A 17,875-nucleotide genomic window follows, 5' to 3' on the forward strand; every position below is an offset into this window, starting at 1 on the left:
ATCATAATTTAGAACTGCAACAATGTTATCGTCGTTCTTTGCAGATTCGGTTTATTTCATGTCAGTTTTTCTGTGGTTGATAAGGATGAATACGAATATGCCTGCTGTAATGAAAAATAATAAGCCTGACATTACAAACACAGATGTTATCCCGAAACTGCCAGCGATGAGACCGCCACTGACAGGCCCAACAACATTCCCGAGAAACCGGAAACTCTGATTATACCCGAGCACCTCACCTTGCATATTCAAAGGCACTGCGTTTCGTATATAGGCCGTTACACAAGGAATGATTCCTCCAATGGCAAGTCCAAAAAGAAACCTGAATACAATCAGTAAGGAGATCGATCCGACAAATCCCTGCGGTATAAAAAAGATACCCGCCAGCAGCATGGTTATAACCAGAATTTTATCATGTCCGAATTTATCGCCTTGAACACCCCAAAAGCGTGTCGCCAGAAAATTACCTAGACCGGTAACAGAGAACGCGATACCTGTCAGTAAGGCTACGTCTTCAGTCGCGACGAGCTCTGCTGTAAACAATGCCAACTGTGGCTGGATTGAGAAGTTTGCCACTTGAACCATCATCGACACCAGCATTGTCGCCAACAGAATGCGATTGCGAATGATCATTGTGATAACTTGCCACATCGACCGCCTGTTTTGAGCCGCCTGCTCCCGCTGCATTTCAGTTCTATTCTCACGGATACCGAACCATACAAGCAGCGTTGAAGCTGATATAATGATGCCCGTGATCACAAATGTATAGGCAAATCCTACATTGTCAGCAAGGAGACCTCCAATTAATGGCCCAAACAAACCTCCCGACACCGTTCCCATCTGCAGTGTGCCGAGCACTTTGCCTGCTATTTCTTTTTTCGTTTGCGCAGAGATAAGAGCAATCGAAGTAGGAATAAACCCGGTTACAACACCCATGAAGAGTCGAAGAAAAAACAACTCTGTGACAGAACTTACAAAGCTCATCATAAGTATTGAAAAAGCAATGCCAAACCCTGTGATAATGAGTATCGGCTTTCGACCATATTTGTCACCGAATCTTCCCCAAATTGGTGACACAAAGAAAGCTGCCAGAAATGTCACACCGAAGATCAGCCCGCTCCATCTTTGAACATAGGCCTCTGAATAGTCACCAAAGGTTTCAATGTATAAAGAGAGAAACGGGAGTACCATGGTGGCGCTGGCAGCGACAAAGAAATTCGCAATCCACATAATAACTAAGTTTCGATTTGTATTCATAGAAGAAGGACTCCAAAAACAGTTGTTATAAAGCAATTATTAACGTCTGAGGTAATGGTTCAGCATCATCGTTATGCCGTATATAAAAGTCGTCGCTCCAAACAAAAAAAAGAAGTACATGACAAATGCTTCATCCGTCATTAAATCAAGCGAATGAAAGATACTGTCTGTCGTAAACACGCCGGAAAATCCATAAAGAAGAGCAGTAGCTCCAAAAACCGTTAACATCAGAGGAAAAAAAGCTGATTCGCGGTTTTTTTTCTCTATCGACCTGTTTGTATCGTTATACTCAGCACTGCTTTTACCGGATTGAACCGGTTTCTGTTTCATATCTCTGGTTAGTAAAACGATAATAATAACCGCCACCGTCATCGAAACGGCCAGATATAAAATAGATCTGGAAATAAGACTTACAAATAAAACAAACAATACAACCAATAACAGCTTGTAACTTTTAGCCCGGTTCAATGACAGCTCCCCATTTCAATCCTGATAGTTTAGGCAATGACAGACTCGTTTATGATTTCAAGAATAATTCCATTTCTTTTTGCCGTGACTTTGCATGCTCGTAGCCATGCTGGTACAATTCATCGAGCTTACCCGCATTTTTTTCGATACGTCCAACCCCCTGCAGGTTCTCAGGTCGAAAAACAAAAGCCTGACCATCTTCTTCAAGCTGCTCAACTTTCTTAAGCAAATTATTATAGATAGTAAATCTTCGCTTTACAACATCAACCAATCCAGGGAAGTGTTTATATTTCTTTTCGAAATACCACATCCCTCGCTTTGCAGGCTGCTTTTGATAGCCTTTCTCCTGCGTAAGTACGACGACATGCTTGCGGTTTCCCAATGAAATGGAGTAATTAACAGGGATCGGATCAGAAATCCCGCCATCCAAAAGAGGTCTGTCGTTATGATAAACAACCGGAGCTATCATTGGTAATGAAGATGAAGCTCGTAATATTTTATTCAGATCATGCCTGACCTCATTTTTGTTATAATAAATGGTCTCACCGGTCAGGCAATCCGTTACTCCTGTATAGAGCTGCTGTTCATTTTTAAAGAATGTCTCATAATCAAATGGATATTCTTTATTCGGAATGCGGTCAAAAATCAAATCCATGTTAAAGAGTTCTCCATGCCTGAACAACCGGCGGACTGATAAATAGTCAGGGTTTCCTGCGTACCCTACGGTAATTGCATAATTCCGTTTTTCCTGCTTGGAAATGTAGGATGCCGCATTACAGGCACCGGCAGATACCCCTATGACATTTGGAAATTGAATATCTTGCTTCAGAAAATATTCTAAAATCCCTGCTGTATATACACCTCGTAGTCCTCCACCTTCCAATACCAATCCTGTATCTCTCACGTTTCCCACTCCTCTACACACTCATTCTACCCAAAGCACGCATATCTGACAAATCTTTATGTTTTATTACGATCAAATTGTCATTAAATCTTCTCTTCTTTACATGTAAGCGCTCGCTCACTACATGGTAAAATGAACTCATAAAGTAAAGAAAGGGTGTTCACCATGACAGAGACAAAAACGATTGCCACGACTTGTGCGTATTGCGGAACTGGTTGCGGTCTTCTTGTTGACGTTGAAGATAACAGAATCGTCAAAGTCAAAGGGAACCGTAACGCTGCAGTAAACGAAGGTCAGACATGTATCAAAGGGGCGTTCGGATACCACTATATTCATTCAAATGATCGGCTTACAGCCCCTCTTATCCGTAAGGAAGGAGTATTGACTAAAGTCAGTTGGGACGAGGCTATCAGCTATGTTGCCGATAAATTAACTCAGATTAAAGAGCGATTCGGTCCTGAATCATTTTCCATGTTCGCTTGCGAGAGAGCAACTAACGAAACGAACTACATCACCCAAAAATTCACAAGAGCCGTTATGGGTACCAATAATATTGATGGATGCAACAGGACGTGACACGCTCCATCCGTCGCCGGTCTGGCGACTGTATTTGGTAATGGCGCTCCAACAAGTTCAATTATGGATGTTGATCACTCAGATGTTTTGTTGCTGATTGGTTCCAATACGACAGATGCTCATCCAATCATTGCAAATCGAATGAAAAAAGCCGCTAAAAAAGGGCTGAAAATCATCGTTGTCGATCCTCGCAAAATTGCGATGACAAAGAGCGCTGATCAGCACCTGCAAATCAAAGTCGGATCAGATATTGCGCTCATGAATGGTATGATGAGAGTCATGATCAAAGAAGGACTCTACAATGAATCCTTTGTTTCAAAAAACGCTGTGAATTTTGAAGCACTGAAAGACCAGGTTGAATCTTATACGCTTGAAAAAACAGAAGAGATAACAGGCGTCCCAAAAGCTGACATTGAGTCAGCTGCAAGAACTTATGCCGAAGCAGACCGTTCGATGATTGCTTATACACTTGGTATTACCGAACACCATTGTGGTGTGAATAATGTATTTGATATTGCCAATATGGCATTGTTGACCGGCCATATTGGCCGTGAAGGAACAGGCATCATGCCATTGCGCGGCCAAAATAATGTCCAGGGTGCAGGTGACATGGGCTGCCTTCCAAATATGCTTCCGGGAGCGACACCGGTCAGTGATGATTCTTTCCGCTCAAAACTTGAAAAAGAGTGGGGCGTTTCGTTAAATCCTCACGTCGGACAAACTCAAACCGGTATGCTCGAACGCATGGAAACCGGCGAAATGAAATCACTCTTTGTCATCGGAGAAAATCCGATCGTCGCAGATGTTCACCGTAATCATACAACGAAGCTTTTTCAAAATCTTGATTTCCTTGTCGTTCAAGACCTGTTTCTCACTGAGACAGCAGAATTAGCTGATGTCGTGCTTCCTGCAAAAGGATGGGCAGAAGTCGAGGGAACCTATACGAATACCGACAGACGTGTTCAAAAGGTGAACAAGGCGGTATCAGCCCCGGGAGAGGCACTGGACGACTGGGATGTTTTATCACGGTTGGCAACGGAGATGGGGTATCCCATGCATTATGAACATGCTGAACAGATCTGGAATGAATTACGTGATGCCGTACCTCATTTGTTTGGAGGCATGGACTATAGCCGGTTAACCGAAGGACAAAGTCTTCAATATCCGTGTCCTGATGTGAATCATCCGGGTACAAGTCTTCTTCATACCGAATTCCACGAAAGCGAGAATCGATCGGCACCGTTTACACCTGTCTCATATACAGAGCCTGTGGAAATGCCTGATGCTGAATTCCCGTTCACTCTGACGACAGGCAGAAGATATGAACCTTATAATACGAACACTCAAACAAGATACTATCCGGACACGTTAAAGCGAAAACAAACCGAAGAAACAGTAGATATGCACCCGTCAGATGCAAAGCGACTGAACATTGATGATGGCGAAATGGTTACAGTCTCATCTCGCAGAGGCACAGTTCAAGTAAAAGCAAGAGTGACTGACGAGGTCCAGGAAGAACTGGTGTTTATGAGTTTCCACTGGAAAGAAACACCTACAAACGTGTTGACGATAAACGAGTTCGATCCAATCTCTGGTACAGCAGAATACAAAGCATGTGCAGTAAAAATAGAGAAACAATCCTGATTCTTAATCAATCAACGAAAGCTCCGCAAATATGCGGAGCTTTCGTTTTAGTTATCAAAATAATACATCAGTGCCAAGGCACCTGGTCCTGTATGGGTACTGACTATTGGTGTTGTCTCTATAATGCTGATATCCTCCAATCCAGACACCTCTGACAAGCTGTGTTTAACTTGTTCGGCGAGTTGTCTGGCTTCAATATGCGCAATTCCGATCCGTTTTACCGTCTTACCTTCAGCTTCTTTCTCATAAGTTTCTCTGAAAAATTTGATCAGTTGGTTATATGTACGTACTTTTGCCACAGGAGTGTAAACACCATCCCGTAACGATGCAACAGGCTTTATTTTCAGAAGAGACCCAACAAGTGCTCTCCCCCTGCCAATTCTGCCGCCTTTTAACAGATAATCGAGTGTGTCCACCATCAAGTATAATGACGTCTGCTCACGGATGATATCAATTCTTTGAAGAATTTCATTAACCGACTTCCCTTCTTTCGCCATCATCGCAGCCTCCATCACCTGAAAGCCAAGTGCTACAGAAATAAATGATGAGTCGATCACTGTTACATTGGCATCAGACATCCCTGCGGCTGTCTGAGCCGACTGATACGTTCCGCTCATCCCACTCGACATGTGGATCGAAATGATGTCATATCCTTGCTTGTCCAAATCCGCATAGACAGTTAAAAAATCGCCGGTCGAAGGCTGAGAGCTCTGCGGAATATCTTGGGCTGACACCAAAAGTTTGGCGAATTCACTGCTCGTAATGTCAACGCCATCTTTATACGACGCTCCATCAATGGTCACAGTCAATGGCACAATAACAACATCAAGCTCTTTAACTTGATCCAAAGGCAGATCCAGTGTTGAATCCGTTACTATTTTTACAGGTCTCATTTTTTCACCCCTTCAATATTTTACGTTCTTTTATCAATCATACTATAAGTGCATCATAATGTTAAGAATATCGAAAAAAGGCAGTGTTTCTGAATACGGAATTGTGATAGAATAAAAAACGCTTGACTAAAGAATAAATGAATTTTGAAGTCCCGTGATACGGTATCAATCTAAGGAGGAAAAACATGTATGACAAATCATTTCGATGCGCCTTTTATTGCAGTTGAAGGTCCGATTGGAGTGGGAAAAACTTCACTTGCTACCCGCATTGCCAATCATTATAAATATGAACTCTTAAAAGAAATTGTAGATGAAAATCCATTTTTAAGTAAGTTTTATGAAGACATAGATGAATGGAGCTTCCAAACCGAAATGTTTTTCCTCTGTAATCGGTTTAAGCAACTCGAAGATACGTATGAAAAATCTTTACAAAAAGGCAAAGCTGTCGTGAGCGATTACCATATCTTTAAAAACCATCTTTTCGCAAAACAAACCCTAAAACAACAGCATTTTGATAAATATGACCGAATTTATAAAATTCTCACGGATGGCCTTCCTACCCCAAATTTAATTATTTATCTGCATGCCAGTTTACCCACATTACTTGAGCGGATCAAGATGCGAGGACGATCCATGGAACAGGCTATGGATCCGGAATACTTGAGACAGCTTTCATCCGACTATCATCAGTTTATGAAAGACCATCAGCGGGTTTACCCACACGTTCCCGTGCTGGCTTTCAATGGCGATGATATCGATTTTGTTCATAATGATGAAGATTTTTCCCGTATCATCGACTTAATCGATGATGCACTTAATCAACAGAACTCCCTATTTGAATAGAAAGAATATATAGTGAATGGAGATGTATGTATGATCAATTCTGTAGATCACGATTTGAGAGAAAACTCTCTCATCACGCTCGCCGGAACCGTCGGTGTCGGAAAATCCACATTAACAACTGTATTGTCAGATGCCCTTGCTTTTACTCCTGCTTTCGAAAAAGTTGATGGAAACCCTTATCTTGAAGACTATTACGACGATTTTCAAAAGTGGTCATTTCATCTTCAAATGTATTTTCTTGCTGAACGGTTTAAACAGCAAAAAACCATGCATGAGCAAAATATCGGTTATGTACAAGACCGAAGTATCTATGAAGACGTTGGGATCTTCGCTCAACTTCAGTACGATCAAGGTAACATGACTCAAAGGGATTTTAATACTTATCACTCACTATTCGAAGCGATGGTTATGAATCCATATTTTCCAAAACCGGATGTTCTGATCTTTATTGATGGACGTTTTGAGAGCATCATGGATCGGATACAAAAACGCGGACGGGAAATGGAAGTAAATACGCCCGTTGAATATTGGCGTGATCTTTATAATCGTTACAAAAGCTGGATCCATACATTTCATGAATGCCCAATCCTTCATCTCGATATTGATTATTACGACTGCCATAACCAGGACTCAGTGGAAAAAATCGTTAAAGCCATTGAACATCTGCAAAAAAACCGCGACGTGCGTTACCTTAATTTATCGGAAACAAATGCATAATCTCCAAAAAACACCTTCCGAAATGGGAAGGTGTTTTCTTCTTTGATTAATTACTGTCTTACCAGGTCCACATTGCTTGAAAGACTTTTTCTTCCTGCTCTTCACCTGTCGGTTCATAAAATAAGTGCACAAGTACAATGGCCTGAATATACATAGTCAGGGTTAAATGGACAAACAATGGGAAACGGAATCCTAAAGGCCATTCGTTATACAACACAAAAGTCTGTAATGCAACCAGTAAAAACAATGGAAAACCCAGCCAAAACAACAAACTGGATTTTGATCCCCTCCAGAGGGCAAATACAGGAAGAAATACTACAAGCATCACCAAAGCATGGATAAACATCCCTGCACTCGATACATAAGATCCATTATCAGTAAAATGAAAATTCGATGATGACATTGAATAATATGGTTCTAAAAATGGAAAGATTAAATGATTTAGTGCAAAGTAGGTAATGACCATCAAACCGATAGCTGATAAAACCCGGAGTCCCCATTGAAATGGCGGTCTGCTTTCGTAATAATTCTTAAATGCCTCAATAACCGGAGTATTTTTATTATGTGATGAAGGAAGCATCAGGCTAATCGAAACTGTCAAAGTAACGGCCAAAAGAAAGGGTAACTGAAAACTTTCAAGCCGAATCGGTTCAGTAAAAAAAATCGTGTGGATTAATCCCTGTGCACTCCATATTAAAAACAGGAAATAAAAAAACATGGATGCCGCTGCAGCTTTATTTGACAGATTCAGTTTAACAAATAATAAACTTACGAAATAAACAACTGCAAGAAAACAGATAAAGATCAGAAAGGTCCAAAAATCAAGAGCCAGTGTATAAAAAGCCTGATCCACAATACTAAAATGAATATATAAAACTATCGCAGCTATAAAAGAAATCACAATGCTTTTTAATAAACGCATTTGGTCAATCCAGTTGGCATTCATTATTTTTTCACCCTCTTCTACTTTCAGTCTATCTTCTATTGTGCACTATTTTTGATGGCAACGAGTGCCGATAATTTGAAAATAGTGTGACTATTATTTTACGGATCTCTTTAATTACAATAATTATAATTTGACTAATATTATAATCTGAATTAAAATATAATCATTCTAATCTGAAGGGGTTGTATCTTTTGAATCCATTACTGAGTAGTATGAATCAACAGCTGATACAGTGGGACACACTTCATACAAAATTACATCAATTTCATGAACATACGGAACGCTTGAACATGAGAACTTATAGTCTCGCGATTAAAGAATATATTCAAGAAGCTTCCAAAAGAACTTTCGATATCTCCGAACACATACAATCGGTTACCGGCAATTCATTTCTGTTAGAACAATGGAATTCTGATCATCGTGACTTTCGGAAAATGAATCGAAACGACTCGCATTCATCTATTATTGAAGAAGTGACAGCTGATCTTACTGAAATGGGAAGAGAAATCAAGGAGGTCATCAAACGTGCAAATGCCATCAGTGATCAGAAAACGGTAAAATTGTTTATTTCAATCAGACAATCAGTCGAAAAACTCCTTTGGATGATAAATGTATATATGAAATGAAACCGCCAACCATCATTCCTGAAAATAATTCTTATAAGCCTTGTATTAATAAAAAGTAAAAGCCCAGTCTGAATGTTATAGACTGGGCTTCCCTTGTCAGTTTTCGAGTTCTTTCTCTCGTTCACGCTCTTTTTTCATTTTTCTTCGATAAACCAGAACGGACATATTGATACTGATTTCATAGAGGAATAATAACGGTACAATGACCAGAACATCCGATACAAAATCCGGTGGAGATATCAGTACGCTCAGTACAATTAAAGCAAAATAAGCATACTTTCTGTTTTTACGCATTCCTGCAGGTGTGATAACACCTATGCTTGTCAAGAACATGACAACAAGAGGCATTTCAAATAAAATACTGAATGGCAGTGTCATTCTTAGTACAAACTGAAAATATTTATCTGCCGTAAACATTGTCTGGAATGTTCCTTGACCGAGATCCAAAAGAAAACTTAATACAATCGGCAAAACGACAAAGTATCCAAAAGCAAGTCCGCCTGCAAATAATACAAATGACGCAGGTATATAAATGATCGTCGCCTTTTGTTCCTTTGGCGTCAATGCAGGTTTTACAAATAACCAAATTTGAAGAATTAAAACCGGAACTGTCAATGCCAATGCCAACACGGCTGCGAGCATAAAATAGATAATAATAATATCAAGAGGACCAAGAACTGCCAATGTCATATCTAGGTCTTTCGTGAACCAATCGTAAATATCCCGCACGAAAATGAAAATACCGATAAAGAAGATTAGGAAAGCTCCGACGACAATCATAAGTCTTTTTCGCAATTCGTCCAAATGGTCCAGTAAATTCATACTTTGATCCTGATCTGCCATAACTAGTCTCTCCTTCTGCCGTCCCAAAAATGAAGTAATCACAGTCTGTTCAATCAAACAATTTCACTCTGAAATCAATAGGGAGTCTCACGATCTTAACTATGTATGTGATTATGAAATTCACATAGTAGATTAATACTTATGGAAACCGATACTCAGACCGCATCATATCATAATTCAACTAAAAAATGAAAAGATGTGTCGTGCACAGGCACGGCACATCTTCATGAATTTCATTATAAATCTGATTTCTTCTCATCTTCAGCTGACTTTTTTTCTTCTTTCGTGTCAGAATCATCAGCTGTCAGCTCTTTAGTGGAATTTTTAAATTCTTTTAATGTCTGCCCCATCGCCTTTCCTATTTCAGGAAGTTTCTTAGGTCCGAAAATAATGAGAGCAATAACCAAAATTAAAATCAAACCGGGAATTCCAATATTTGATAACATAACGTCCCTCCTATTGTTGCGACCATTGGTAATGATCTGCTACGGCCATTATACAATTCACACGTTGAAAATACTATAACACGCATGAATTATCATACAAAGTTCATAATTTAGTTTTCAAACGAACCATCGCCCAGCAATAAATCATCCACCGATACACCGTCACCATATCCAATTGCATCCCCATCGCGGATATCGGGATATTCAGACGGATCTTTCGTATACCTTCTCTCTGGTCTCGGTTGTTGTTCAACAACCGTTTCTGTGTCCTCATCTCCAGTTGAATCTTCTTGCACCGCGAGGATTGTATTTACTGAATCCACAAATCTGACACTTTCATAAGTTTCACGCTCAGGTTGACTGTAGCCAGGCACTGAAGGTTCAGGTTGAGAGAAAAATACATAGAAAAAAGCTCCCCAAACTGTTATCATAAGCACCGAAGCTGCAGCAATTAATAATCCGGATTTCAAAACGAATACGCCCCTTAATTCTCATATATGATCTCAATAATGATATAATAGTCTCAACAAAGTTACAAGCTCAAAATTGTTAAGGAGACCACTATGTATATCGTAATTATTAATACCCACTCAGGGAGACACGGAAACCTGCGAAAGTATGAAGAGATAAAAGCATCTCTCGTCTTCGATGATATTCCATTTTATATGGACAGCCAGAATGAATCATTCTGGGAAACAATCAGAGAGACTTGCCATGAAATGGATCATCTCATCAAAGGGATTGTTGTGATCGGCGGCGACGGTTCATTGCATCATTGCATCAATCAATTAAACAATTTACAACTTCCTTTTGGTTTGATTCCCTCCGGTTCCGGAAATGATTTTGCAAAAGCAATGAGTATCCCAAGTGCACCTGTAAAAGCCATGGAACGTATCCTTTGCAATAAACAAAGCTGTTCACTCGACCTCATAAAAACGAAAGACCATTCAATCCTCTCAATCTTGAGTGCAGGACTTGATGCCGAGAGCGCTCTTCGGGTTGAAGATTCAAACATCAAAAAAACGTTAAACAGCTTTTTCATTGGTAAATTTATATACATTGTCACTGTATTTCAAATCATTCGCTCCTTTTCCCCTTTTACATTAACCTTAACTTTCAAAGAAGGAGAAGAACGGCACTTCCACAACGTGTGGCTAATTGCAGTCGGAAACACTGCTTACTACGGCGGAGGTGTTCCCATGTGCCCAAAAGCAAAACCTTCAGATGGTCAGCTCGACATTGTCGTTGTGCACGACGTCTCCCTGATTAAGCTCCTTTTCTGTTTACCATCAGTTTTTGTCAAAAAGCATATATCCCTTCCATTTGTCAGTTCGCTCAGGTCAGAATGCGTGCACGTTGAAACAAATAAGAAAGTCAATTGGCAAGGAGATGGTGAAGCAGTCGAAGCATCTGCTTCTATGACCATCAGCTGTAAACCGAAGTCAGTGAAATTTATGGTCTGACAGGCCAATGGTAAGAGATCAATTTCCCATCCGTATACCGGTGCTCCAATAGCGTGACCCGATCAAATTTATCAATCAGAAGTATGGTGCTGCAAACTGTGCCATACTCCTCCATTTTAATTCGTACTGGTGACAGCTTTTTTTCCAATTCCAAGCTTATTCCGGTTTGAGGCAAATCCTGTTCAAGTGCTTCTTCCGTATTCTGCAATGCTGAGAGGCCGGCTCTTATCATATCATTTTCAGAGTCTATGTCAGACGCCTTTCGCAAGTCATTTTTTATTCGATCTGTTTTGGGCCATGACTCATTCATCGACCCGTTACTGAGCCCATGAATGCCGTCTTGCAGACTGATGGCGTGATCCTGATTGCTTGACAGATAATATAAACCGTCATATACGTTTCCAAAGATCAGATTAAATCCGTTGTATTCATGTTTATCTTTTACATGCATTTGACCAGTACCTTCCATAAAAAAACGGTCAATTAGTTCTCCCCTCGACCGCGCATCCTTGTTTTCGCTCAATCCCTTTCGGATATTTGTTACAACTGCAACATCCCCGGTGTCGGGATCAAAACCAAACCAACTGCCGCCTTTCTTAAGATCTTTTCCTCCAATAAAACGCGGGTGTCCATCCCTGTAATGAAGTTCTTTTGATGGACGCGCATAAAACTCATCGCGATTTGCCCACATGATAAAAGGATAATGCTCAGACTGTTTCATGGATAATCCAATTAAACACATCAGTATCACTCCAATAAATGCTTTAAATTGTCTCAAATGGTTGTTGCTGAATTCTGGAGATTACAGTAATTCGGTTTAAGCATCTTTCTCATCAATAAACAATATCCTGTCATCTCTTCGCACTTGTTTCATAACTTCTTCAATGATCAGCTGTTTGGAAAGTGAATGACTGAGGATAAACGTGCGCAAGTCCTTATACTCGCTTTCCGTGATTTTTCCTTCATACTTCCATCTCTCTAATACCGGTGCCCTCAAGAGTTCAAGAGATAAATAAGCGACTTGAACCGTTTTCTCATTTTTATTCAATTCAATCATTAGTCCATGCACTTCCGGAAAGACATAGCCCTCATAATCGACGGTCGCCAAATATTTATCCCGATCTGAATGATATATCTCAGGATCACGGTTTGGAAGCGATATGAAATATGTCAGCTCTTCATATGAAAAAGGAATATCATCAGGTTGTTTCCCCAGTCTGGTAAGAATTCGATCCGATTTGATTTCATTCACTTTCACTCTCATCCATCTGCTGAATAAAAACGTGGCTGCCATCGCGAACATAACAATAAATAAGCCTAAAAAGGTCATGACTGTACCCCCTTTGGAGAACTGCTGAATACGGTTACGCGATTCCTTCCGTTCTTTTTGGATGCGTAAACCGCCTGATCTGCAGTTTCGATCAGTGATTCAGGCTCCTGGATACAGTCAGGGTATGACGATAAACCGATACTCGCAGAGAGCGCCCCATCCGGTTGTCGCTCTCTGGATTTAAAAGGGTACTCATTGATCGTCTTACGAATATTCTCCGCAAGTGTCAGAGCATGCGACTTACTGTAACCAGGCAAAATCACACAAAATTCTTCGCCGCCAAAACGGATTGCAACCCCTTCATCCGGAGTCAGATCCGAAAGTATTTCAGCAACTTGGAGCAAAACTTGATCCCCCATCAAATGACCATTCGTATCATTATACACTTTAAAATAATCAAGATCGATCATCATCACTGCAAGTGGTATACACTGAAGTTTTGCATCAGTGTATAAATCTTGAGTAATGGTTTCCAAATAACGTTTGTTTCTAAGACGAGTAAGACCATCTGTCATAACCAATTCCTGTGTCCGTTCATAAAGCACAGCGTTCTCAATGGCCATGGCCCCCTGCGTAGCCAATGGCATGATATTGTCCAAATCTTCATATGAGAAAGGTTTTCCGTCAACAATATTATCAATCACCATGACGCCTATTGCCCTTCCCCTTGTCATTAAGGGGATAACTGCCATATTTTTAACATCGAAATCATCATTCAGTTTTTTCACCATCTTGCAACGACTGTACCACTCAGTGACATTCACAAGAAGTGGATCTTTGTTATCGATGACATGTTTTAATACCGGATAATTCTCAGCATTATTAAACTCCAGATCACGAACTTTACGATTTAATTCCTGATCGTTTTCTTCGGCCTCTTTTTGGAGTTTAATAAAGTCTCGTAACGTCAGGCGTTGAGACACAACGTTCTCCCAAATCTGATGACCTTCCTGAATGGACAGTGGACCTATAGCCGCATTCCCGACAAAGGTTTCCTGATCGAGGTCTTTCTTGAGAAAAATCATGGCCCGATTAAACCCCAAGCCGTAGCCCGCTGTAACGGCTGTCAAAAATATATGCATCAATTTATTTTTTTGAAGCGTACTTTGCAAAGCGAGAGAAATCTCTCTTAAAACATGCAGATTTTTGGATTGTTTGTAAAAAAACCGTTTCATCGAACGTCTCGTTTCACTTTTGACCGTCAGATAGTGAAACACTGATGACAAAGAGAACGTATACAGAGCATAACCACCAAAGAGAAGAAACGGATCAGTTAAAGTATGAAGTTCGAAGATGATGAAGACTGTATATATGATCAAAAGGCCTGAAATAGCCCCCCTCCATCTGTATACAGACGTAAAAGCAAATGGAATCATCAGTCCTGTCCAAACCAGAGACTCGCTTCCAATCCAAAACGATAATCCAACGGTTAACAAAAGCGCATTAAACAGATACAGAACTTCGTTCCCTTTTGAAGTCAAAGCAAATCGGTATGTATTCAAAAATAAATAGAGGATCAGATGGATCAGTAAAGCTGCAGGTGTTATCATGATGTTCACCTCATTTAAGTAATCGAAGCAACCGTTTGCATACATTACGCAAGCGTTTGCAACCACATCCATTTTACCATATCTTTTATAGAAAGAGGAGAAGAATCAAATCGTAATTGACTTTCAATTGTGATGTTAACTCCATACTTGTATAATGAACCTAGACAGACAGATCCGAAAATGATCCCCCCCAACTGGAGGCGTTAAATATGAATGAACACGAAGAAAAACATGAATTACTTGAAGGAAAAGATATTAAGGAACTGTTAAAATCGATTGGAGATTTAGGGACAAAAGAACAGGAAAAAGCCGGTGAAACGTTGGAAAGCCTGAAACGTCCGGTCAATGATATGATGAAAGATCAAAATAACGACCTTCCTGAACAACTTGGAAAGTTGAAAGAAGTTGTTTCGGAATTAGAGCCAAATTACTTGCAGGAAGGGAAGTTCAAGCAATTCCTGAATAAAATGCTGCGCAAAAGTCCACTTGAAAAGTATGCCCAAAAATATGAAACCATCGATTCCGAAGTTCAGACGATTATAGAAGCACTTCTTCACGGAAAAGACCGCCTGCAGGAAGATACCGTTATGCTCTATCAACTGAAAGATATCGCCAAAGAACGAATCGGGGCACTTAATGAGCAGATTACAACCGGAAAAGAGCTTCATTCCATGCTCGAACAAGAACTTGAAAAAGAAGAATGGCAAAACGATCCTGCTCCGATTCAAAAAGGACAACAAAAAGTCCTGACAAGGGTAAAAAACATGCAACAGGCTGTTCTTGTTTTGCAACAGTCTCTCGCGAGTGTTGATATCATCGTAGAAAATAACGAAAAGCTTGAAGAGGCCATTTTCAATGCGATTACCATGACCAAAAATATAATTACTGTAACAGCCTCTATCCAACTTTCACTGAGTAACCAGAGAAAAGTGATCGACGCTGTACAAAATGTAAATAAAACAACCGAAAATATGCTTTTAAATAATGCCGAAATGTTAAAATCGAATACAGAGGAAACATTAAAAACCCTTGAGGAACCGGCAATTGCTATGGAATCATTTAAAAAAGCATACGAAGATGTTTACGCAGCCATAGAACTGACTGAACAATCAAACTCAAGAATTATTGAATCAAGCAAGAAATTCATTAGCGAAATGGATGAGCTCAATAAAGAAATGGATCAGAAATTATTGAGGTAACATCACGTTATATGACTAATTCGCTTGATTAGTAAACAGAAGAGGTGGTCGCCGTGAACTGGCGAGAAAAACTGTGGGAGCAAAAGTGGGTAACTGCTCTGCTGCCAAACTATATGAAACCTTTGGAAGAGCCTGCATTAATGAATCAGCATACAAAAGAATTTGTATACGAAGCTGAAGAATTCATTTCTGATCTTGCCGCATTATCGGAACTGCCAAGAATGAACAGGACATTTAAGCGGAATGTACACGGATATGCTTATAAAATCAAAATCAAACCCAAAAAACTTCATATTGAATTATCTGATACCAGTAAGTCACCGTCACAAATAAAAAAGAAAGTTTTTATTACGGTTTTCAGGAAAAATATAAAAATGGAAAATGGGTTTGGCAAAACGGTAGAATCAACCATCTACTATCAAATGAACAACCAGACTCATGTACGCAATATCCGTCGACATCCCTATTTTCTTTCGTTGTTTCATCATATGCACAGATTGGATCTGTCTCTCTCCGGAGAGTCTTTGCAAGAGTTTGACAGACAGCCCGACTCCGTTGTGGAATCAGACAACAAAGAACAACAACTCTCCGCGGATGAGAACCAAAAAGATCATGTAGGTTCGCTTGAGGATTCAATGAGCCATACGATTTCTGCCTATCCTGATCTTGATGACGATATACAGAAGAAAACCAAGAGGATGCATACGGAACTTCAGCGGTGTTTTGAAGAGTTCCATTTACTTGATATTGAAGAAAAGCATCACATCAGAAGAATGATCCAGCACGATCTTCCCAACCTCCTGTTGACTTATCACAGTTTATCCAACGAGCAAAAACAAATCAAAAAACTTGAGCTTTTACGCGCACTTGATAACATGATTTCATTTTTGAAAGAACAGGCCGGAGACTTACAGGCAACCAGGCTTGACCGAATGAATCATCTGTTGCGATTATCAGACATCCGATACAGTAATCAATCCGTTCATGACAAAAATGAACCATAATACATGATTTCCATCGAGCAGCCTGTTATACTTGATGACTAGAGATTGATTTGTATCAATATAAAGTGAGGGATATCATGAACCGACTTGAAGCCGAAAAATACATCGGGAAACGAATCTGGATCGACAAGAATAAAGATGGTGAGTATACAGGTGATTTAATTCAAATTCATGCACCAAAAGGCAAACCCTGGTCAGGAACCATTCAAATTAAAACGGTAGAAACCTGTCCGGATATTGACTCTTCAGATATGATAAAAGAGCCAATCTACAGAGAAGATGATGAGGTAACACTGACCGGCAGTATGTTGAGTCCGATAAGTGATCATCATTCCTCCACCACACACACGTTTGAAGAATCTTATATCCTTGCTCTTATTGAACAGGCGGAAACGATCAAAGAAGACGTCCACGCAAACGCACAAATCCTTGAGCAGATTTATAACAGACTTTCAGAACTTGATCAGACAATCATTGAATCACTGGTCCATGAGAATGGCTCCGACGATTATGATGAGTTTGAGTTAAAGCGCTTCAAAGACCTGCATGTATGCGTAAGTAAAAGGTCCGGTCTTAAAATCATTCTGGATTTTCTGCCTGTACATGCCATAATTGATGATGAGAACAGAGCTTATCCACTCATCCATGATAAATGTTTTCGATTTTTGTCACCTGAAAATGAGGAAGTAATGTTAGAAGAAGGACAAAGTATATGGATTCAGCATCATCAATATGATCCATATATGCTGATCAGAAATGAACTTGAGCAAGAAGGTCTTCAAATACTGACTAGGACATTGGCTGACTTCGGATTGCAGCATGAGGATGTGTTCTTATGCCACAATGCTTTGCTTCAACTACCAATAGAGTCTGTTTCGTCATCTTCGAACATATCTGGTACTCATCTCATCAATTTCCACAAAAACAACCTGCATTTTGTATTACAGCATCATTTCGAACGGAACTATGATGAAGAGCCGGTATACAGGTATGACCGATTTGAATTAACATCAAACACCGGTCAACGGACCGTTTCTGTTTATACAAACGATTCAGCCTCAAACTCTTCTCACAAAAAATGATAGCGAATTGTCAATGCAGATTATTTAATAACCCCTTTCCGAAACTGATTCGGAAAGGGGTTATTTGTTCCCGTATGTTGAGCA

General features: G+C 40.0%; 19 protein-coding genes. 8 read left to right on the forward strand and 11 right to left on the reverse strand.

Annotated features, from left to right (window positions below):
* Positions 1 to 51 precede the first annotated feature (51 nt).
* From BSEL_RS10510 to BSEL_RS10520, 3 genes are read right to left on the reverse strand one after another with little or no spacing between them, the layout of a single operon-like run.
* A complete protein-coding gene (locus BSEL_RS10510) occupies positions 52 to 1,257 on the reverse strand; it encodes an MFS transporter (RefSeq protein ID WP_013172987.1) in 1,206 nt (401 codons plus the stop codon).
* Positions 1,258 to 1,296: 39 nt separating this feature from the next.
* A complete protein-coding gene (locus BSEL_RS10515) occupies positions 1,297 to 1,725 on the reverse strand; it encodes a hypothetical protein (RefSeq protein ID WP_013172988.1) in 429 nt (142 codons plus the stop codon).
* A gap of 49 nt (positions 1,726 to 1,774) precedes the next feature.
* Positions 1,775 to 2,629 (reverse strand): patatin-like phospholipase family protein, encoded by an 855-nt coding sequence (locus tag BSEL_RS10520; protein WP_013172989.1) that lies wholly within the window; start codon positions 2,627 to 2,629, stop codon positions 1,775 to 1,777.
* Between the two features lie 165 nt (positions 2,630 to 2,794).
* Here BSEL_RS10520 and BSEL_RS10530 point away from each other — a divergent pair, with 165 nt between their 5' ends.
* Complete coding sequence (locus BSEL_RS10530) at positions 2,795 to 4,849, forward strand: formate dehydrogenase H subunit alpha, selenocysteine-containing (protein WP_013172990.1); 2,055 nt, start codon at positions 2,795 to 2,797, stop codon at positions 4,847 to 4,849.
* A 47-nt stretch (positions 4,850 to 4,896) separates the two neighbouring features.
* Here BSEL_RS10530 and BSEL_RS10535 read toward each other — a convergent pair whose 3' ends face one another.
* Positions 4,897 to 5,742: a DegV family protein gene (locus BSEL_RS10535; RefSeq protein WP_013172991.1), complete on the reverse strand. Its 846-nt coding sequence runs from the start codon at positions 5,740 to 5,742 to the stop codon at positions 4,897 to 4,899.
* A 189-nt stretch (positions 5,743 to 5,931) separates the two neighbouring features.
* On the opposite strand from BSEL_RS10535, the gene BSEL_RS10540 reads away from it, so the two are divergent.
* Both BSEL_RS10540 and BSEL_RS10545 read left to right on the forward strand, forming a co-directional pair.
* Positions 5,932 to 6,585 carry a deoxynucleoside kinase gene (locus BSEL_RS10540; protein ID WP_013172992.1) on the forward strand — a complete coding sequence of 218 codons (654 nt, stop codon included), beginning with the start codon at positions 5,932 to 5,934 and terminating at the stop codon, positions 6,583 to 6,585.
* Positions 6,586 to 6,615: 30 nt separating this feature from the next.
* A complete protein-coding gene (locus BSEL_RS10545) occupies positions 6,616 to 7,302 on the forward strand; it encodes a deoxynucleoside kinase (protein WP_013172993.1) in 687 nt (228 codons plus the stop codon).
* Positions 7,303 to 7,360: 58 nt separating this feature from the next.
* Here BSEL_RS10545 and BSEL_RS10550 read toward each other — a convergent pair whose 3' ends face one another.
* The gene (locus BSEL_RS10550; RefSeq protein ID WP_013172994.1) at positions 7,361 to 8,248 is read right to left on the reverse strand and encodes a hypothetical protein; all 888 of its coding nucleotides are present in this window, start codon (positions 8,246 to 8,248) and stop codon (positions 7,361 to 7,363) included.
* Between the two features lie 191 nt (positions 8,249 to 8,439).
* Here BSEL_RS10550 and BSEL_RS10555 point away from each other — a divergent pair, with 191 nt between their 5' ends.
* Positions 8,440 to 8,874, forward strand: a complete 435-nt coding sequence (locus BSEL_RS10555) for a ferritin-like domain-containing protein (protein ID WP_155522728.1) — start codon at positions 8,440 to 8,442, stop codon at positions 8,872 to 8,874.
* A 96-nt stretch (positions 8,875 to 8,970) separates the two neighbouring features.
* Here the strand turns inward: BSEL_RS10555 and tatC are convergent, their stop codons facing one another.
* From tatC to BSEL_RS10570, 3 genes are all read right to left on the reverse strand, one after another.
* Positions 8,971 to 9,717, reverse strand: a complete 747-nt coding sequence (gene tatC / locus BSEL_RS10560; RefSeq protein WP_013172996.1) for a twin-arginine translocase subunit TatC — start codon at positions 9,715 to 9,717, stop codon at positions 8,971 to 8,973.
* Positions 9,718 to 9,953: 236 nt separating this feature from the next.
* On the reverse strand, positions 9,954 to 10,163 hold the full coding sequence (locus BSEL_RS10565) for a twin-arginine translocase TatA/TatE family subunit (protein WP_013172997.1): 210 nt from the start codon (positions 10,161 to 10,163) through the stop codon (positions 9,954 to 9,956).
* A 110-nt stretch (positions 10,164 to 10,273) separates the two neighbouring features.
* On the reverse strand, positions 10,274 to 10,633 hold the full coding sequence (locus tag BSEL_RS10570; RefSeq protein WP_013172998.1) for a hypothetical protein: 360 nt from the start codon (positions 10,631 to 10,633) through the stop codon (positions 10,274 to 10,276).
* A 93-nt stretch (positions 10,634 to 10,726) separates the two neighbouring features.
* Here BSEL_RS10570 and BSEL_RS10575 point away from each other — a divergent pair, with 93 nt between their 5' ends.
* The gene (locus tag BSEL_RS10575) at positions 10,727 to 11,626 is read left to right on the forward strand and encodes a diacylglycerol/lipid kinase family protein (RefSeq protein ID WP_013172999.1); all 900 of its coding nucleotides are present in this window, start codon (positions 10,727 to 10,729) and stop codon (positions 11,624 to 11,626) included.
* Here the strand turns inward: BSEL_RS10575 and BSEL_RS10580 are convergent.
* From BSEL_RS10580 to BSEL_RS17110, 3 genes are all read right to left on the reverse strand, one after another.
* Positions 11,616 to 12,404, reverse strand: a complete 789-nt coding sequence (locus BSEL_RS10580; RefSeq protein WP_155522729.1) for an NRDE family protein — start codon at positions 12,402 to 12,404, stop codon at positions 11,616 to 11,618. The genes BSEL_RS10575 and BSEL_RS10580 overlap by 11 nt on opposite strands.
* A gap of 39 nt (positions 12,405 to 12,443) precedes the next feature.
* Positions 12,444 to 12,878: a hypothetical protein gene (locus BSEL_RS10585; RefSeq protein WP_155522730.1), complete on the reverse strand. Its 435-nt coding sequence runs from the start codon at positions 12,876 to 12,878 to the stop codon at positions 12,444 to 12,446.
* Positions 12,879 to 12,952: 74 nt separating this feature from the next.
* Positions 12,953 to 14,131 (reverse strand): sensor domain-containing diguanylate cyclase, encoded by a 1,179-nt coding sequence (locus tag BSEL_RS17110; protein ID WP_177304831.1) that lies wholly within the window; start codon positions 14,129 to 14,131, stop codon positions 12,953 to 12,955.
* 584 nt (positions 14,132 to 14,715) lie between these two features.
* Between BSEL_RS17110 and BSEL_RS10595 the strand changes: the two genes are divergently transcribed.
* The 3 genes from BSEL_RS10595 to BSEL_RS10605 all read left to right on the forward strand — a co-directional run bounded on the left by BSEL_RS10595 (position 14,716) and on the right by BSEL_RS10605 (position 17,791).
* Positions 14,716 to 15,705, forward strand: coding sequence for a toxic anion resistance protein (locus BSEL_RS10595; protein ID WP_013173003.1), 990 nt, complete (start codon positions 14,716 to 14,718; stop codon positions 15,703 to 15,705).
* Between the two features lie 53 nt (positions 15,706 to 15,758).
* A complete protein-coding gene (locus tag BSEL_RS10600; protein WP_013173004.1) occupies positions 15,759 to 16,709 on the forward strand; it encodes a hypothetical protein in 951 nt (316 codons plus the stop codon).
* Positions 16,710 to 16,786: 77 nt separating this feature from the next.
* Positions 16,787 to 17,791 (forward strand): DUF2777 family protein, encoded by a 1,005-nt coding sequence (locus BSEL_RS10605; RefSeq protein ID WP_013173005.1) that lies wholly within the window; start codon positions 16,787 to 16,789, stop codon positions 17,789 to 17,791.
* Positions 17,792 to 17,875 lie beyond the last annotated feature (84 nt).

The sequence above is a fragment of the [Bacillus] selenitireducens MLS10 genome (assembly GCF_000093085.1).
Lineage (GTDB): Bacteria > Bacillota > Bacilli > Bacillales > Salisediminibacteriaceae > Salisediminibacterium > Salisediminibacterium selenitireducens.